At 72.1% G+C, this 15,384-nt stretch carries 14 protein-coding genes; 7 read left to right on the top strand and 7 right to left on the bottom strand.

What is annotated here, in order from left to right:
- Positions 1-396 precede the first annotated feature (396 nt).
- Positions 397-834, bottom strand: a complete 438-nt coding sequence (locus ACFYW8_RS17665) for a hypothetical protein (protein WP_365878766.1) — start codon at positions 832-834, stop codon at positions 397-399.
- Positions 835-1,102: 268 nt separating this feature from the next.
- Between ACFYW8_RS17665 and ACFYW8_RS17660 the strand changes: the two genes are divergently transcribed.
- The 4 genes from ACFYW8_RS17660 (at position 1,103) to fxsA (ending at position 5,577) form a co-directional block, all read left to right on the top strand.
- Positions 1,103-1,543 carry an Lrp/AsnC family transcriptional regulator gene (locus ACFYW8_RS17660; protein WP_037621061.1) on the top strand — a complete coding sequence of 147 codons (441 nt, stop codon included), beginning with the start codon at positions 1,103-1,105 and terminating at the stop codon, positions 1,541-1,543.
- 258 nt (positions 1,544-1,801) lie between these two features.
- Positions 1,802-3,418 (top strand): amidohydrolase, encoded by a 1,617-nt coding sequence (locus ACFYW8_RS17655; RefSeq protein ID WP_389075349.1) that lies wholly within the window; start codon positions 1,802-1,804, stop codon positions 3,416-3,418.
- Between the two features lie 540 nt (positions 3,419-3,958).
- On the top strand, positions 3,959-4,753 hold the full coding sequence (locus tag ACFYW8_RS17650) for a polyprenol monophosphomannose synthase (RefSeq protein WP_365878762.1): 795 nt from the start codon (positions 3,959-3,961) through the stop codon (positions 4,751-4,753).
- A gap of 254 nt (positions 4,754-5,007) precedes the next feature.
- Entirely contained in the window at positions 5,008-5,577 is a 570-nt protein-coding gene (gene fxsA / locus ACFYW8_RS17645) for an FxsA family membrane protein (protein WP_389075343.1), read from the top strand.
- A gap of 318 nt (positions 5,578-5,895) precedes the next feature.
- Here the strand turns inward: fxsA and ACFYW8_RS17640 are convergent, their stop codons facing one another.
- From ACFYW8_RS17640 to ACFYW8_RS17625, 4 genes are all read right to left on the bottom strand, one after another.
- Positions 5,896-6,270, bottom strand: a complete 375-nt coding sequence (locus tag ACFYW8_RS17640; RefSeq protein WP_081223278.1) for an RNA polymerase-binding protein RbpA — start codon at positions 6,268-6,270, stop codon at positions 5,896-5,898.
- 255 nt (positions 6,271-6,525) lie between these two features.
- Positions 6,526-7,875, bottom strand: a complete 1,350-nt coding sequence (locus tag ACFYW8_RS17635) for an MFS transporter (protein ID WP_389075335.1) — start codon at positions 7,873-7,875, stop codon at positions 6,526-6,528.
- A gap of 41 nt (positions 7,876-7,916) precedes the next feature.
- Entirely contained in the window at positions 7,917-8,684 is a 768-nt protein-coding gene (locus tag ACFYW8_RS17630) for a glycerophosphodiester phosphodiesterase (RefSeq protein WP_365878756.1), read from the bottom strand.
- A complete protein-coding gene (locus ACFYW8_RS17625; RefSeq protein ID WP_365878754.1) occupies positions 8,681-9,367 on the bottom strand; it encodes a hypothetical protein in 687 nt (228 codons plus the stop codon). Before ACFYW8_RS17625 ends, ACFYW8_RS17630 begins: the two co-directional genes overlap by 4 nt.
- Before the next feature lie 98 nt (positions 9,368-9,465).
- Between ACFYW8_RS17625 and ACFYW8_RS17620 the strand changes: the two genes are divergently transcribed.
- Positions 9,466-10,965, top strand: coding sequence for a PLP-dependent aminotransferase family protein (locus ACFYW8_RS17620; protein WP_365878752.1), 1,500 nt, complete (start codon positions 9,466-9,468; stop codon positions 10,963-10,965).
- Between the two features lie 129 nt (positions 10,966-11,094).
- Here the strand turns inward: ACFYW8_RS17620 and ACFYW8_RS17615 are convergent, their stop codons facing one another.
- Together ACFYW8_RS17615 and ACFYW8_RS17610 are read right to left on the bottom strand one after the other, a co-directional pair.
- On the bottom strand, positions 11,095-12,672 hold the full coding sequence (locus ACFYW8_RS17615; protein WP_365878750.1) for a hypothetical protein: 1,578 nt from the start codon (positions 12,670-12,672) through the stop codon (positions 11,095-11,097).
- Between the two features lie 39 nt (positions 12,673-12,711).
- Positions 12,712-12,906 (bottom strand): hypothetical protein, encoded by a 195-nt coding sequence (locus ACFYW8_RS17610; protein ID WP_037621052.1) that lies wholly within the window; start codon positions 12,904-12,906, stop codon positions 12,712-12,714.
- Between the two features lie 269 nt (positions 12,907-13,175).
- On the opposite strand from ACFYW8_RS17610, the gene ACFYW8_RS17605 reads away from it, so the two are divergent.
- Together ACFYW8_RS17605 and ACFYW8_RS17600 are read left to right on the top strand one after the other, a co-directional pair.
- Positions 13,176-13,568, top strand: a complete 393-nt coding sequence (locus ACFYW8_RS17605) for an ankyrin repeat domain-containing protein (protein ID WP_365878748.1) — start codon at positions 13,176-13,178, stop codon at positions 13,566-13,568.
- A gap of 300 nt (positions 13,569-13,868) precedes the next feature.
- The gene (locus tag ACFYW8_RS17600) at positions 13,869-15,287 is read left to right on the top strand and encodes a HEAT repeat domain-containing protein (RefSeq protein ID WP_365878746.1); all 1,419 of its coding nucleotides are present in this window, start codon (positions 13,869-13,871) and stop codon (positions 15,285-15,287) included.
- Positions 15,288-15,384: the final 97 nt, after the last annotated feature.

The raw sequence follows: 15,384 nt of genomic DNA, 5'->3' as shown, positions 1-15,384 counted from the left end.
TGGAGGTGGAGGTGGAGGAGGTGGCGGCGGTGCCCAGAGAACCGCTTCCGCCGGCGCCGAGACGAGGATCCGGCGCCAGCGCCCGGTCGCGGAAGCGGAAGGTGTGGGGCTCATACCGGGGCAACGCGCGGGCGGGCGGACAGGTCACCCGCCGCGGAATCGGGCGTGCGTTCGCGACGGAACCCCTGCGGGACCCGGGCCGGAGCGCGCTGTCCGGCCCCCGACGCCAGTCCGACGTACCGTCGATTCCGTCGCCGGGAGCTGCGCCCCTCCGGGCGACGTCAACGGCCCCCCGGGACCCGGACACGCCGCTCCCGCACCACGGCAGCCCGGTGGCCATGGTGCAGGGCAGCTACTGGGACGAACCCGGTGTCGCCGACTGAACGCGCCGACCGGTCAGGCGGCCTCGCGCCGCATCTCGGGGACGCGCATCGGGCGCGAGCCCGGCCCGCCCACGTGGGAGAACGGCTGCGTACGCCAGTCGAGGCCCTGGGGGAGCGTCAGCAGAAGCGCCGTGTCCTGCTCCTGGAGCTCCGCGGTCTCGTCGGCGGGCCGCGCCCCGGCGGCCGTGCGCCCCGTGCCCGAACAGACCGTGAGTCCGAACGGGTTCCACGGGGAGGCGCACAGCGCGTGCTCCGGCAGGACCTCCTCGTCCGCCAGCAGCGCGATCGGCTGCGCGCAGTCCGGGCAGATCACCCGGTACATCTCAAAAGTGTCGTACGCGTCGAACTCGTCACCGTCCAGGGCGTCGGATTCGACACCCTCCGGCTCGGGCTCGAGAACGGACTGCTGCCGCTTGGGCGCGGTACGACCAGGGCGCTTAAGACTCTGCATGGGATTCTCCCCCTCGGGTGGGCCGACAAGGCGCTGCGACCTCGACCACAGCAAGCACTTCCCGTCCCGTCTCTGCGGTAATCACGTGAACATCACGGACCCGGTTGCATCCGTGTGTCGTTCGTCACATGCCGCCCGCAGGTGCCTGGCCCGGCGGAATTTCTCCGCCTGGTGGCGCGCGACTGACTCTAAGCCACATCACAAAGCGGGTATGACCTGCGCCGCTGAGGTATCCCGCGGGATCAACGGCCCTGTAGGTTCTTGCGCCATGGAGGAGCTGGACCGACAGATCGTGCAGCTGCTCGTCGCAGACGGGCGGATGAGTTACACCGACCTGGGCAAGGCCACGGGCCTGTCCACGTCCGCCGTGCACCAGCGGGTGCGCCGGCTGGAGCAACGTGGCGTCATCCGGGGCTATGCCGCGGTCGTCGACCCGGAGGCCGTCGGACTGCCCCTGACCGCCTTCATCTCGGTGAAACCGTTCGACCCCAGCGCCCCCGACGACATCGCCGAACGCCTCGCGGGCGTCCCGGAGATCGAGGCCTGTCACAGCGTCGCGGGCGACGAGAACTACATCCTCAAGGTGCGTGTCTCAACTCCGCACGAACTCGAGGAACTCCTCGGGCGACTGCGAGCGCTCGCGGGTGTGTCGACGCGGACCACGGTCGTCCTGTCGACACCGTACGAATCCCGGCCGCCGCGCATCTGACCGGCCGGGCCGGCAGCGCCGAATCCGACCGACCGGCCCGGCCGCCCCATCACCGTTTCGGTCGCCTGGCTCACCGGACGGCCGAGCCATGAACGCCGGAGACGGGCCCCCACTCCGGTTCCTCCGCGCCGGCCCGCCCAGGCGGCCCGGCCTGCGTGACCCCGCCGATTCGTCCGGGCGGCCGGTGGACCCGTCCGTTCGGCCGTGTCGACCCCACCCGGGCGACGGCCGGCCGCCGAGAGGCGCGAGACTGTTCCCATGAGTGAGAGCACCGCCCCGTCGGACACCGTGCTGCTGCGCGGTGGAGAAGTCCACAGCCCCGCCGACCCCTTCGCCACCGCGATGGTCGTGGAACGGGGTCAAGTCGCCTGGGTCGGCTCGGAAGGAGCCGCCGACGCCTTCGCGGACGGGGTCGACGAGGTGGTGGACCTCGAAGGCGCCCTGGTCACCCCGGCGTTCACCGACGCGCATGTGCACACCACCGCCACCGGGCTCGCGCTCACCGGCCTCGACCTGTCCGACGCGCCGTCCCTGGACGCGGCCCTCGCCCTCGTACGCGACTTCGCCGCCGCCCGTCCCGCCGACCGGGTACTGCTCGGCCACGGATGGGACGCGGCCCGCTGGCCCGGCGGCCGCCCCCCGGCCCGCGCCGAACTCGATCAGGCGACCGGCGGACGCCCGCTCTACCTCTCCCGCATCGACGTGCACTCCGCGGTGGCCACCACCGCCCTGCTGGACATGGTTCCCGGCGTCACCGCGCGTGCCGGGTACGCGCCCGACGGTCCGCTGACCCGCGACGCCCACCACGCCGTGCGCGCCGCGGCCCTCGGCGCGATCGGCGGCGGGCAGCGCACCGGGGCCCAGCGTGCGGCGCTCGCCCACGCCGCCTCGCTCGGCATCGGCTCCGTGCACGAGTGCGCGGGCCCCGACATCTCCTCCGAGGACGACTTCACCGGCCTGCTGCGGCTCGCCGCCGAGGAACCCGGACCGAGGGTCGTCGGCTACTGGGCCGACCGCGATGTGGACAAGGCACGGGCCCTCGGCGCCCTCGGCGCGGCCGGCGACCTCTTCGTCGACGGCTCCCTCGGCTCGCACACCGCCTGCCTGCACGAGCCGTACCTCGACGCCGGCCACGTCGGCGTCGTCCACCTCGACGCCGACGCCGTCGCCGCGCATGTGGTCGCCTGCACCGAAGCGGGCCTCCAGGCGGGCTTCCACGCCATCGGGGACGCGGCGGTGGCCTCCGTGGTCGAGGGCGTCCGGGCCGCAGCCGAGAAGGTCGGCCTGGCCCGCGTCCGCGCCGCCCGGCACCGCGTCGAGCACGCCGAGATGCTCACCCCGGAGACCGTCGCGGGCTTCGCCGAACTCGGCCTCACCGCCTCCGTGCAGCCCGTCTTCGACGCGCTGTGGGGTGGCGAGGACGGTATGTACGCCCAGCGCCTGGGCGTAGAACGAGCCCGCACGCTCAACCCGTTCGCGGCCCTGCTGCGCGCCGGTGTGCCGCTGGCCTTCGGCTCCGACAGCCCCGTCACGCCGCTCGATCCCTGGGGCACCGTCCGTGCCGCGGCCTTCCACCGGACGCCCGAGCACCGGGTGTCCGCGCGCGCCGCCTTCACGGCCCATACGCGGGGCGGCTGGCGGGCCGTCGGACGGGACGACGCCGGCGTCCTGGTGCCGGGCTCGCCCGCCGACTACGCCGTGTGGCGCACCGGCCACCTCGTCGTGCAGGCACCCGACGACCGGGTCGCGCGCTGGTCCACCGACCCCCGCTCCGGCACCCCCGGACTGCCCGATCTGACCCCCGGCAACGACCTGCCCGTCTGCCTGCGCACCGTGGTCGGTGGACGGACGGTATTCGTACGGCCCAACGAGTGATGTCCCGGGGTGCCGGGGTCGCGTTCAGGGCCCGGTACCCCGTTGCTCGACCTGCGCGTCCTCGGCGCTGACCAGGCCTTTGTTGGAAGAGACGCAGATCAGGCCAGTGTTGACAGCTGGCCGCAGGAGACGGGTAGGTTCGGCCGGGTCCACCACCGGACGGCCGACCGGGGAACCTCCGCGCGGCCTCGCAGCGCCGCTGGGTCAGGGGTGGTGTGCCGCACCGGCGCACCGCCACTGGGAGCCAGGCCCAGCGCCGGCGCAGCGAGGCGAGGGAACGTTCCGACAAGTCGGCAGGTGCGACCCGGGCGGGGCCCGGACGTTCAGTAGACAACGGCTTTCGGTCGACCCGCAGCCAGCGGGTCCCTGGTCGGCCCGAAGGGCGCCGGGCCCCGATCCGCAGGACGCGTTTTCCGCCCCGGGGCGCCTGCTCTTACCCGCCTCTTGGCGAATCGACACCCCCGTGAGGCCGCCGCGACGCAGCGGTGCAGGTTGGGCGCACTATGGTGGACCCCTGCGTACGGATACGAAGGGGCAGCAGTGAACGACGGCGACGGGACCCTCGCGGCGGAAGCCCAGGGGAGGCGGTTCGGCCCGCTCGGCACGGCCTTGGTGATCATTCCGACCTATAACGAGGCGGAGAACATCAAGAAGATCGTCGGCCGGGTGCGGTCCGCCGTGCCCGAGGCGCACGTTCTGGTGGCGGACGACAACAGCCCCGACGGCACGGGCAAGCTCGCCGACGAGCTGGCAGCCGATGACGAGAACGTCCAGGTCTTGCACCGCAAGGGCAAGGAGGGACTCGGCGCCGCCTACCTCGCGGGGTTCCGCTGGGGGCTGGAGCACGGCTACGGCGTGCTCATCGAGATGGACGCCGACGGCTCGCACCAGCCGGAGGAACTTCCCCGGCTGCTGACCGCTCTCAAGGGCGCCGACCTCGTGCTGGGCTCGCGCTGGGTGCCGGGCGGCCGGGTGGTGAACTGGCCCAAGTCCCGTGAGTTCATCTCGCGCGGCGGCAGCCTCTACTCCCGCGTCCTGCTCGACGTACCGATCCGGGACGTGACCGGCGGCTACCGGGCCTTCCGCCGCGAGACCCTCGAAGGCCTCGGCCTCAGTGAGGTCGCCTCCCAGGGCTACTGCTTCCAGGTCGACCTGGCCCGCCGGGCCGTGAAGGCCGGCTACCACGTCGTCGAGGTCCCGATCACCTTCGTCGAACGTGAACTGGGCGACTCCAAGATGAGCCGCGACATCCTCGTGGAGGCGCTGTGGCGCGTCACCACCTGGGGTGTGGGCGAGCGGGTCGGCCGCATCACGGCCCGCCGCAAGCAGTCCTGACGCCGCGACCGGTCCGCCGTCCGGCGCCCCGAGCGGCTCACGAGCCCGTCCTGGCGCCGGTGCGGGCCGCGAGCCTTTCCGGCCCCTTCCGCACCCGCGCGGGCCGCGGGGACGCCAGGACGCGGTTCCCGGCGCGTCCTGGCGCGCGGACGGGCCGTGAGCAGTCCCGACGCCCTGGCCGGCACGGTTGCCCGGCGTCGGCGATTGATCATCCGCTTATCCCGTACTGAGGCGCGCCCAGGCACACTGGAAGCATGACGACAGGCGTACCGACCCCCACTCACCCCGCCCGCCCGCGGCGCTCGCGGCTGCGTACCTTCCTGCCGCTCGGTGTCGCGGTGTGGCTGGTGCTGGAGATCTGGCTGCTGACCCTCGTCGCGCACGCCACGAGCGGCTTCACGGTGTTCCTGCTGCTGGTCGCCGGGTTCGTGCTCGGCGCCGTGGTCATCAAGCGGGCCGGCCGCCGCGCCTTCAGGAATCTCGGCCAGACGCTGCAACAGGCGCAGAGCGGTGTCACGCCGAGCGGCGAGGGCGGCCGTGGCAACGGCCTGATGATGCTCGGCGGCCTGCTCCTGATGATCCCGGGCCTGATCTCCGACGCGATCGGCCTGCTCCTGCTCGTCCCGCCGGTCCAGAAGGGCCTCAGCCGCTACACACAGCGCGCTTTCGAGCGCGGGATGGGGCTGGCCGCCCCCGGTACCGTCGGCGACGCCTTCCAGCAGGCCCGTATCCACCGCCCCGACGGCAAGGTGGTCCAGGGCGAGGTCATCAGGGACGAGGACCGGGGCGCGCCCGGCGGCCACTATCCGCCCCTGAACGGCTAGCCGTCGCGGCGGCCGGGGCCCGGGGCCGGACGCCGTGGCCGTGGACACCGGTCCGACGTCCGATCACCGCTCCGTCGGACCCCGTCGGCATCCCTCTCGGCCGAACCGTCGGCCGAGAGGGATGCCGCTGAACCGCAGGCCGCGGAGCCTGGCCGGCGTACGAGAAACGGCACACCGGCGGCGTACGAGAAACGGCGCCCCGGAATTCACCGGAACGCACGCGTAGTCACCGGAACGCACGAGACCGCGGGCCCCGTACATGACGTACGGTGCCCGCGGTCTCGGCGTGCGGTGTATGCCGCTCGACCCTCGGAGGGGTCAGGCGGACTTGCGGCTGTCCCGCGGATGCACCGCGATGTTCATCGCGCCGGAACGCAGGACCGCCAGGCGCTCCTCAAGGACCTCTTCGAGCTCCTCGCGAGTGCGCCGCTCCATCAGCATGTCCCAGTGCGTACGCGCGGGCTTGGCCTTCTTTTCCTCAGGGCCGTCGCCGTCCACGAGAAGTGCCTGGGCCCCGCAGACCTTGCACTCCCACTCCGCCGGAATTTCGGCCTCCACCGAGAAGGGCATCTCAAAACGATGTCCCTTCTCGCATGCGTACTCCACCGCCTGGCGCGGGGCCAGGTCGATGCCGCGGTCCGTCTCGTAGCTGGTCACTACAAGGCGCGTGCCGCGAAGAGCTCGCTCACTCATGAATCGTGCCTCCCGGGCTTGTCGCCCACAGGACAGGTGTCGCTGTCGTCGTCATCCGGTCAACGTCCGGTCGGCGGTAAAGATTCCCGTTGTGGGTCATGCGTCGCCGTCGTAGCCGCCCCTTGTTGTACCCACCGTCGCCCGGTTTGTCACATCTGGCATCAGATGTCACCCAACGCTTCAGTATCATTGACGCGCAGTAACGGTACGCCAGGCAGGCCAAACGCGTACACTACCGCTCTTTGGCCCCGGACGCTAAATCCTCTCGGGTACGGGATTGCCCGCGTCGCGGATCGCCTGGCGCACCGGGACCCGTGCGAGCAGGACGAAACCGATGGCGAAGAAGGCCACGAGCGAGATGATCGCGTCCCTGTAACTTCCCGTCAGCTGGTAGGTCAGTCCGAACAGCAGCGGGCCGAGCCAGCTCATCCCGCGGTCGCTCATCTCGTACGCCGAGAAGTACTCGGCCTCCTTGCCGCTCGGCACGAGGTGCGAGAACAGCGAGCGCGACAGTGCCTGGCTGCCGCCCAGGACCAGTCCGATGCCGGACGCGAGGACGAAGAACCACACGGGCGCGCCCGCGGGCAGGAAGTACCCCGCGGCGAGGGTGAGCGTCCAGGCGACGAGTGAGCCGAGGATGGTGCGTTGCGCGCCGTACGTACGGGCCAGCCAGCCCATGCCCAGTGCGCCCCCGACCGCGAGCACCTGGACGAGGAGTACGGCCACGATCAGGGTCGACTGGCTGAGGCCCAGTTCCTCGGAGCCGTAGACGGAGGCCTGCGAGATGACCGTCTGGATGCCGTCGTTGTAGATGAGGTAGGCGAGCAGGAAGGAGAGCGTGAGCGGCTGGCCGCGCATGTCGCGCACCGTGGCGGCCAGCTGCCGCCATCCGTGCGCGGACGCGCGGCCGGCGGAGGGCGTCCGCCGGTCGCGCAGCCGCCTGAGCGGCACGAGGGTGAAGGCGCCCCACCAGACGCCCGCCGAGGCCAGGCAGATGCGCACGGCCGTCGACTCGGAGACACCGAAACTGTCATGGGCCGTGAAAAGGATCAGGTTCGCGACCAGGACCAGTGAGCCCGCCGCGTACCCGAAGGCCCAGCCGCGCGAGGAGACGGCGTCGCGCTCCTCGGGCGGGGCGATCTGCGGCAGGTAGGAGTTGTACAGGACCATCGACACGGCCAGCGAGGCGTTCGCGACGATCAGCAGCAGCCCGCCCAGCAGATAGCGGTCGCCGTCCAGGAAGAACATGCCCGTGGTGGCTCCGGCGCCCAGATAGGCCGCCGCGGCGAGCAGTGGCTTCTTGCGGCCCGTGCGGTCGGCCGCGGCACCCGCCATCGGCATCACGAAGATCGACAGGATGACGGAGGCGGAGACGGCGTACGCGAAGAAGGAGCCGGCCCGGATCGGTACTCCCAGCGGATGGACGAACCCGTCCGGGTCCGCCGCGTGCTTGGCCACCGCTGTCAGATAGGGGCCGAGGAACACGGTGAGCACGCTCGTCGAATAGACGGAGCAGGCCCAGTCGTAGAAGTACCAGCCGCGTTGTTCTCGTCGGCGCTCGGCGGCCTCCCCGGCCGCCCCCGCCCGCACGGTCTGTGTGCTCACCCGTGCCCTCGCTTCCCCGTGAACGGACCGCGCGAGGAGGCTCAGAACCAGGTGCCCCGGTCTTCCAGGACCTTGCGCAGCGTGTCGATGTGATCGGTCATGATGCCATCGACTCCCAGGTCCAGGAGCCGGTGCATGCGTTCCGATTCGTTCACGGTCCACACGTGCACCTGAAGCCCGCGCGCGTGGGCGGCCCGTACGAAGCGGCGGTCGACCACCGGCACACCCGACTGCGTCTCGGGGACCTGGGCCGCGATCGCGGAGCGGCGCACCGCGGCCGGTACTCCCCACGAGCGCAGCCGCAGGTTGAGCACCCCTCGCGTACCGAACGACGTCGCGAGGCGCGGCCCGGCCAGATGCTGGGCGCGGGTCACGCGCGCCTCGGAGAACGAACCGACGCAGACCCGGTCCCAGGCGTCGGTGCGGCCGATCAGGTCGAGCAGCGGGAGGAGCGCGGGTTCGGCCTTGACGTCGACGTTCCAGCGGACCTCGGGGAGCTCTTCGAGCAGTTCCTCGAAGAGGGGGACCGGCTCCTGGCCCGCCACGCGCGCGTGGCGCACGTCTTCCCAGGGAAGGTCGGCGATCCGGCCCGCGCCGTCCGTCACCCGGTCGAGGGTCGTGTCGTGGAAGGCGGCCAGCCTGCCGTCCGCCGTGGCGTGCACATCGGTCTCGATGTAGCGGTACCCGGCGTTCACCGCCCTCCGGAACTGGGCCAGGGTGTTCTCCAGACCGTCCGCCGACCCGCCGCGGTGCGCGAAGGGGATCGGGCCGGGGTGGTCGAGGTACGGGTGAAGGGTGCGCGTGCTCACCCGGGCAGTATGGCGCGCTCCGGTTGACCTGTGGCGACAACGGCGCAGCCGACCGGTGCCGGACGGGCGGCGAACACGCGCAGGAAGAGCTGGGCGAGGGGCCCGATGGCGACGGCGTACAGCACCGTGCCCACGCCGACCGTGCCGCCGAGCGCGAAGCCGGTCGCGACCACGGCCACCTCGAGGACCGTGCGCACCACACGGACCGAGCGGCCCGTACGCCGGTGCAGTCCCGTCATCAGACCGTCGCGGGGACCCGGACCGAAACGGGCGGAGATGTACAGGCCCGTCGCCACGCCGTTCAGCGCGATGCCCGCCACCATCAGCGGAATCCGTACGGACAGGGTGTGGACGTCCGGGACCAGCGCGAGGGTGCCGTCCATGGCGATGCCCACCACGAAGACGTTGGAGACGGTGCCGAGGCCCGGCCGCTGGCGCAGCGGGATCCACAGGAGCAGCACCGCGGCGCCCACGATGATCGACACCGAGCCGATCGTCAGGCCGGTCAGCTCGGCGAGACCCTGGTGCAGGACGTTCCACGGCTCCAGCCCCAGGCCCGCCTCCACCAGGAGGGCCGAACTCGCGCCGTACAGGGCCAGCCCGGCGTAGAGCCGTACGAGGCGGCGGGGAAGCCGCCCGGGCCCGGGACCCCCGGCAGGTGCGGACTCGGAGCGTGTGGACATGGGATGCCCCCGATGGTGGTAGTGGCCTGGCGCATGACACTCTGTGGCAGGGGAAGTTGCTTCATCCATGGCCAATTCGGGGAAGGTGGACTGGAATCATGGCGCAGTGGACTTCGGCGGTAGGGGCCGCTCAGCTCGCGCGGCTCCTCAACTCCCAGCAGGAGCGGCCCGCCGGCCCGGGGACCCGGCGTCCGCCGGCGTATCGGGCGCTCGCCGACGGCGTGCGACTGCTCGTGCTCGAAGGCCGGGTGCCGGTCGCCGCGCGGCTGCCCGCCGAGCGGGAGCTGGCGCTGGCCCTCGCCGTCAGCCGTACGACCGTCGCCGCGGCCTATGAGGCGCTGCGGGCGGAGGGCTTTCTGGAATCGCGCCGCGGAGCCGGCAGCTGGACCGCGGTCCCCGCCGGGAATCCGCTGCCCGCCCGCGGTCTGGAACCGCTGCCTCCCGAGACTCTCGGTTCGATGATCGACCTCGGCTGCGCGGCGCTGCCCGCGCCCGAACCGTGGCTGACCCGCAGTGTCCAGGGAGCCCTGGAGGAGCTGCCGCCGTACGCGCACACGCACGGCGACTACCCGGCCGGGCTGCCCGCGCTGCGCGCCATGCTCGCCGAGCGGTACACGGCGCGCGGCATCCCGACCATGCCCGAGCAGATCATGGTGACCACCGGAGCGATGGGCGCGATCGACGCGATCTGTCATCTCTTCGCGGGCCGCGGCGAGCGGATCGCCGTCGAGTCGCCCTCCTACGCCAACATCCTCCAGCTGATGCGCGAGGCCGGTGCCCGGCTGGTGCCGGTCGCGATGGCCGAGGGGCTCAGCGGCTGGGACATGGACCGCTGGCGCCAGGTCCTGCGCGACGCGGCGCCCCGGCTCGCGTATGTCGTCGCCGACTTCCACAACCCCACCGGGGCACTCGCCGGCGAGGACCAGCGGCGCGGGCTCGTGGACGCGGCGCGCTCGGCGGGCACCGTCCTCGTGGTCGACGAGACGATGAGCGAGCTGCACCTCGACGACGGCGTGGAGATGCCTCGTCCAGTGTGCGGCTTCGACCCGGCCGGCTCGACCGTGATCACCGTGGGTTCCGCGAGCAAGGCCTTCTGGGCGGGGATGCGGATCGGCTGGGTACGGGCCGCTCCGGACGTCATCCGCAGCCTGGTCGCCGCGCGAGCCTACGCCGACCTCGGCACGCCGGTGCTGGAACAGCTCGCCGTGAACTGGCTGCTCACCACGGGGGGCTGGGAGCAGGCGGTCGACATCCGGCGCGGCCAGGCCCGCGAGAACCGCGACGCCCTCGTCGCGGCTGTGCGCAGGGAACTGCCCCGGTGGGAGTTCTCGGTGCCGCGCGGCGGTCTCACCCTGTGGGTGCGCACGGGCGGTCTGTCCGGGTCGCGGCTGGCCGAGGTCGGTGAGCGCGTGGGCGTGCGCGTGCCCTCCGGGCCCCGGTTCGGGGTGGACGGCGCGTTCGAGGGCTATGTGCGGCTGCCGTTCACCGTGGGCGGCGCGGTCGCCGACGAGGCGGCGGCGCGGCTGGCCGCGGCCGCTCGGCTGGTGGAGACCGGCGCGACCGGAGGGGACGACGGTCCGCGCACGTTCGTGGCGTAGCCGAACGGACGTGTGATGGCCGCAGGTGTGACGGTCGCGCGTGGGACGGTCGCGCGTGGCACGGGCCGGAAACCCAGCCGGGTTTCCGGCCCGTCCCACGCGCGCGTGAGGGCCTCGGGAGCGGTGACCTCATCCCTCCGCCACGGCGACCCCGGCGACTCCCGCGATCTCCGAGGGCACCTGTGCCGCGTCTCCCGGCGTGGTCCGTTCCGGGAGGAGGTCGAGCACCGCCCGCCGGTGTGTCTCGCTCGTCGCCTCGTCGTAGGGGTCCGGTGTGGCCGGGACCTGGAGGCGCAGGACGGGCCCCGCGCCCAGGCGGGCATAGCCGCGGCCGGGCGGTACGTCCCGGGTCGGGGTGGTGTGCGGGGGCGCGCCCAGGATCGATTCCAGCTGGGCGGCGGAGGCCGCGCCGAGCACCACGCGCGCGCGGGTGTGCTGCCGTACGGCGTCGCTGAGGAGGTCGAGGTTCTCGAAGTGCTCCGCGATCACGACCGTGACGCCCGCCGCACGGCCGTGCCGCAGCGGAATCTGGAGCAGGGCCTGCGGGTCCTTGCGTCCGTCCGCGGCGGCCGGATGGCCCAGCGCGCTCGGCCGGTCCAGCAGAATCCAGAGCGGGTTCTTGATGTCGTCGGGGGCGGGATGCCCCGCCTGACGGGCGCGGTTCGCGGCGATCAGCCGCCGCTCCGTCTCGTGCGCCGCCCACTCCAGACTGCCGAGCGCCCCGGCCGCCGCGCACTCGACGGCGAGTACGCGGTCGCGTCCGGTCAGGCACGCGTACTCGCCGGTGCCCCCGCCGTCGACGATGACGACATCGCCGTACTGGAGGGACTGCAGGGCGATGGAGCGCAGGAGGGTGGTCGTGCCGGTACCCGGTTCGCCCGTGATGAGCAGGTGCGGCTCGGTGGAGCGGGCGCCGGTGCGCCAGACGACCGGCGGGACGTCGCGCCGTTCCTCTCCGTGGGTGAGGGGGAGCGTGCGCTGGACGTCGGCCGGATCCGTGAAGCCGAGGACCGTCTCGCCTGGCGCGGTGACGAAGCGCTGGGCGGCGATGTCGGTGGGGAGGGGCGGGAGGACCGTGACGGTGAGTTCGTTGCCCTCCTCGTCCCAGTCGAAGTGGTACTCACGGCCGCGGCCCGACTTGGCGTGCAGGAGGTGCTCGATCCGCGCGCGGGAGTCCGGCTCGCCGTCCGTGAAGTACGCCGGGTAGTGGACGAGCAGACGGGAGATCCGTCCGTCGTCGTCGAAGTCGTAAGCGGCGAACGCCTTCTCCCAGTCGCCGCCGTGGGCGTACAGGGGAGCGGGGTCATCGGCCGTGGAGAAGTACGGGACGAGTGCCTCGTAGAGGGACTGGAGGCGTCCGGTCTGTGCCTCGTCGGGGCCGGTGGCGGGCGGTGGGGTGCGCTCGCGGCCGGCCCAGGCTGCCGCCGCCATCAGGGTGATGACGGCGAGCAGCGGTCCGTACGGCACCAGGGCCACGATCAGGATCACCGAGGCCACCAGGAACAGCAGCGGCCCGCGCCGGTCCTTGGGCGTGGCGGCCCACTTGCGTCGTCCGGCGGCTGCCAGCCGGCGCAGTCCACGGGTGACCGTGATCAGTGGATGGAGGACATCGGTGGCGCTGTCGGCTGCCGTCCGGGCCAGCTCCCGGCTCTTGGCGATCTGTGCGGTGCCGTTGCTGAGGATGCGGGGGAGAGGGCGCCGAGCCACTGCTGTCTCCTGGAGGTGCGTACGAGGTGGGGGACGTCGTCAGAACTTGATCCCGCCGAGGAGGCCCGCCAGGCTCTCCCCGCCGGCCTTGATGCTCGGCGCGATGGCCGTGCTGGCGAGGTAGAAGCCGAAGAGTGCGGCCACCAGGGCGTGCGACGCCTTCAGCCCGTCCTTCTTGAAGAAGAGGAAGACGATGATGCCGAGAAGGACGACGCCTGACATGGACAGAATCATTTGAGCTCTCCTGGTTCGTGGGGACGGTCACCATGAGTTGTTCCAGGATCACAGCATGTATCCATACGATAAAAGGTGCAACTGGGTGAAATCCGGCTGATTTCATCCATGCGGTTGAGCTGTCTTGGGCCGCCTGAGCTGGTCTGTTGTGTCCGTTGCGTTCGATGCGCCCTTTGTGATCTTTGCCTCGGAGGATGCCTGTCATGTGCCGCCGGAGCCAGTACCCTGTCGATTCACCCGAACGGTTGCAGTGAGAGGCGGTCCGGCCGATGAGCGAAGCCCCCGACCCCGAGGTCGTGGAGCTGGCGACCAAGATCTTCGATCTGGCGCGACGCGGCGAGACGGAGACGCTCGCGGCCTATGTCGACGCGGGTGTTCCGGCGGACCTCACCAACGACCGCGGCGACTCGCTCGTGATGCTCGCCGCCTACCACGGCCACGCGGAGGCGGTCCGCGCCCTGCTGGAGCGCGGCGCCGAGGCGGACCGGGTCAACGACCGGGGCCAGACCCCCCTCGCCGGAGCCGTCTTCAAGGGCGAGGAAGCCGTCATCCGGGTCCTCCTGGCCGTCGGCGCCGATCCGGCCGCGGGTACTCCTTCGGCCGTCGACACGGCGCGCATGTTCGCCAAGACGGACCTGCTCGAACTGTTCGGTACGCAGTAGCGCGAACGCTCTGACCAGGCGAGAAGCACGAAAAAAGGGAGGCGGAACGGGGCCGCCGGAAATACGGTCGCGGCAGGAAGAACCGCCGAGTCATCATGTCGACGTGATTCACGGACGCGATGGCTGGGCAGAAGTTGCCGCACCGCGCGGGCCGTGACGCGGCCCGCATGGGCCACCGACGAGAGGCAGAGGAAGATGGTCTACAACAAGCAAGAGACGGCGGGCGCTCCGACGTGTTGTTACGCGGCCAGGTAATGCAGGATCCCGGTTGCGTCGACGCTTGATGTGAGGCTGTTTCCCATGTTCGATCCGGTCATAGCGCCCAGCGGAACGCTGCTCGGCCTGCTCCAGAGGGGCCGCGGCGACGGCACGCTGCACGCGCTCACCGCACCGCGGGCCGAAGCGCTCGCGGCACTGAACCACTGTGTTCTGAGGGACCCCCGCCACGACTGGCAGGTGGAGAACCGCTCCCTGTACTACGCCCGTCTCTACCTCGATCTGAGCGGTGAGCTCGACGAGATCGAGCGGCACCTCTTCGACGCCGAGGACGTCCTCGACGACTGCGAGTCACGCACGGGGCTCGCCCTCGCGGTCCTCGGACACCTCGCCTCCTACGGCAGGCGCGACGCGCTCGCGCTGCTGCGCAGGTACGCGGCCGTCGGCTCCAACTGGGCCTGGGCCCTCGACGAGCTGGCCCTGCGCGACGACGACGCGGGCCTGCGCGCCCTCGCCGCCCCGGTGCTCGCCCGGTTCCCGGCCGATCCGGAGGGTGAGGCCGCCCTCGCCGCCGTCGTACGCGACTCCTTCGAACCGCGGCCCTGGCGGCTGTGGGCCGACGATTCCCGCGCGTCCATCGCCACCCGCGTGCGCGCCGCCCAGGAAGCCGGGTCCTTCGACCGCTGGCAGCGCCAGATGCGACCGTCCGGACCCCGCCCCGGGTGGAGCGTCGGCGCCGTGTTCGACTGGGCCCAGCAGGGCATCGACCGCGGAGCCGCGCTGCACGTCCCGGCAGCCCGCTGCCTGACCGCCGTCGCCGGGCCGGAGGACCGTCCCGAGATCGTCGAGGCCGCGCGCCACGGCACGGAGGGCGCCCGCTGCACAGCTCTGCGCTATCTCGCCGACGGCAACGATCCGGACGCCCTCGACCTGATCGAAGCGGCGGTCGCGGCCGCTTCGGCGACCGTCGCCGAGGCAGCCGTCGACGCCTTCGAACGGATGCGGAGCGTCGCCGCCGTCGACCGGGCGCGGGGCTGGGCGCACCGGCCCGACGCCCTCGGCGCCGCCGCCGGCCGCGTGCTCGCCTGCCGGGGCGGGGCAAAGGACCGCGACCTCGTCCTGGCCGCCCTGCGCGAGGCGGTACGGGGCGAGGGCCCCGACGCGCCGACCCTGTGGACCCTCGTCGACGGCACCGGACGGCTCGGCATCGCCTGCGCCGCCCCCGTGCTGCGGCACATCTACCGGGAGACCGCGTCATCCCATCTGCGCCAGCGCGCCGCCCGTGCCCTGGCCGTGACCGATCCCTCCTTCCCCGCGGGCTTCGCCGTCGAGTGCCTGTGGGACTGCGAGGAGACCACCCGCGAGATCGCCGCCCGGCACGCCGAGACCGGTGACGCGCGCGTGGTGGATCAGCTGCGCCGGCTGGCCGCGGATCCGGCCGAGGAGGCCGAAGTCCAGACAGCGGTACGGAGCCGGATCGGACCCGACATGCCGGCCGTATGAACGTTCGGTGACCCGGGAGTCAGGAACGCGTGGACGGGGGCTGACCTGGACGGGTGCGGAGCGCAACGCTCACGGGACGTTCATCGTTCGCATAGAT

It is taken from the genome of Streptomyces sp. NPDC002742 (assembly GCF_042888885.1).
Lineage (GTDB): Bacteria > Actinomycetota > Actinomycetes > Streptomycetales > Streptomycetaceae > Streptomyces.
This window is presented reverse-complemented; position numbering and strand designations above follow the sequence as displayed.

Coding starts and splice junctions, on each gene's coding strand:
- ACFYW8_RS17665 (WP_365878766.1), bottom strand. CDS start 834: ATGCAGAGTCTTAAGCGCCCTGGTCGTACCGCGCCCAAGCGGCAGCAG.
- ACFYW8_RS17660 (WP_037621061.1), top strand. CDS start 1,103: ATGGAGGAGCTGGACCGACAGATCGTGCAGCTGCTCGTCGCAGACGGG.
- ACFYW8_RS17655 (WP_389075349.1), top strand. CDS start 1,802: ATGAGTGAGAGCACCGCCCCGTCGGACACCGTGCTGCTGCGCGGTGGA.
- fxsA (WP_389075343.1), top strand. CDS start 5,008: ATGACGACAGGCGTACCGACCCCCACTCACCCCGCCCGCCCGCGGCGC.
- ACFYW8_RS17640 (WP_081223278.1), bottom strand. CDS start 6,270: ATGAGTGAGCGAGCTCTTCGCGGCACGCGCCTTGTAGTGACCAGCTAC.
- ACFYW8_RS17625 (WP_365878754.1), bottom strand. CDS start 9,367: ATGTCCACACGCTCCGAGTCCGCACCTGCCGGGGGTCCCGGGCCCGGG.
- ACFYW8_RS17620 (WP_365878752.1), top strand. CDS start 9,466: ATGGCGCAGTGGACTTCGGCGGTAGGGGCCGCTCAGCTCGCGCGGCTC.
- ACFYW8_RS17610 (WP_037621052.1), bottom strand. CDS start 12,906: ATGATTCTGTCCATGTCAGGCGTCGTCCTTCTCGGCATCATCGTCTTC.
- ACFYW8_RS17605 (WP_365878748.1), top strand. CDS start 13,176: ATGAGCGAAGCCCCCGACCCCGAGGTCGTGGAGCTGGCGACCAAGATC.
- ACFYW8_RS17600 (WP_365878746.1), top strand. CDS start 13,869: ATGTTCGATCCGGTCATAGCGCCCAGCGGAACGCTGCTCGGCCTGCTC.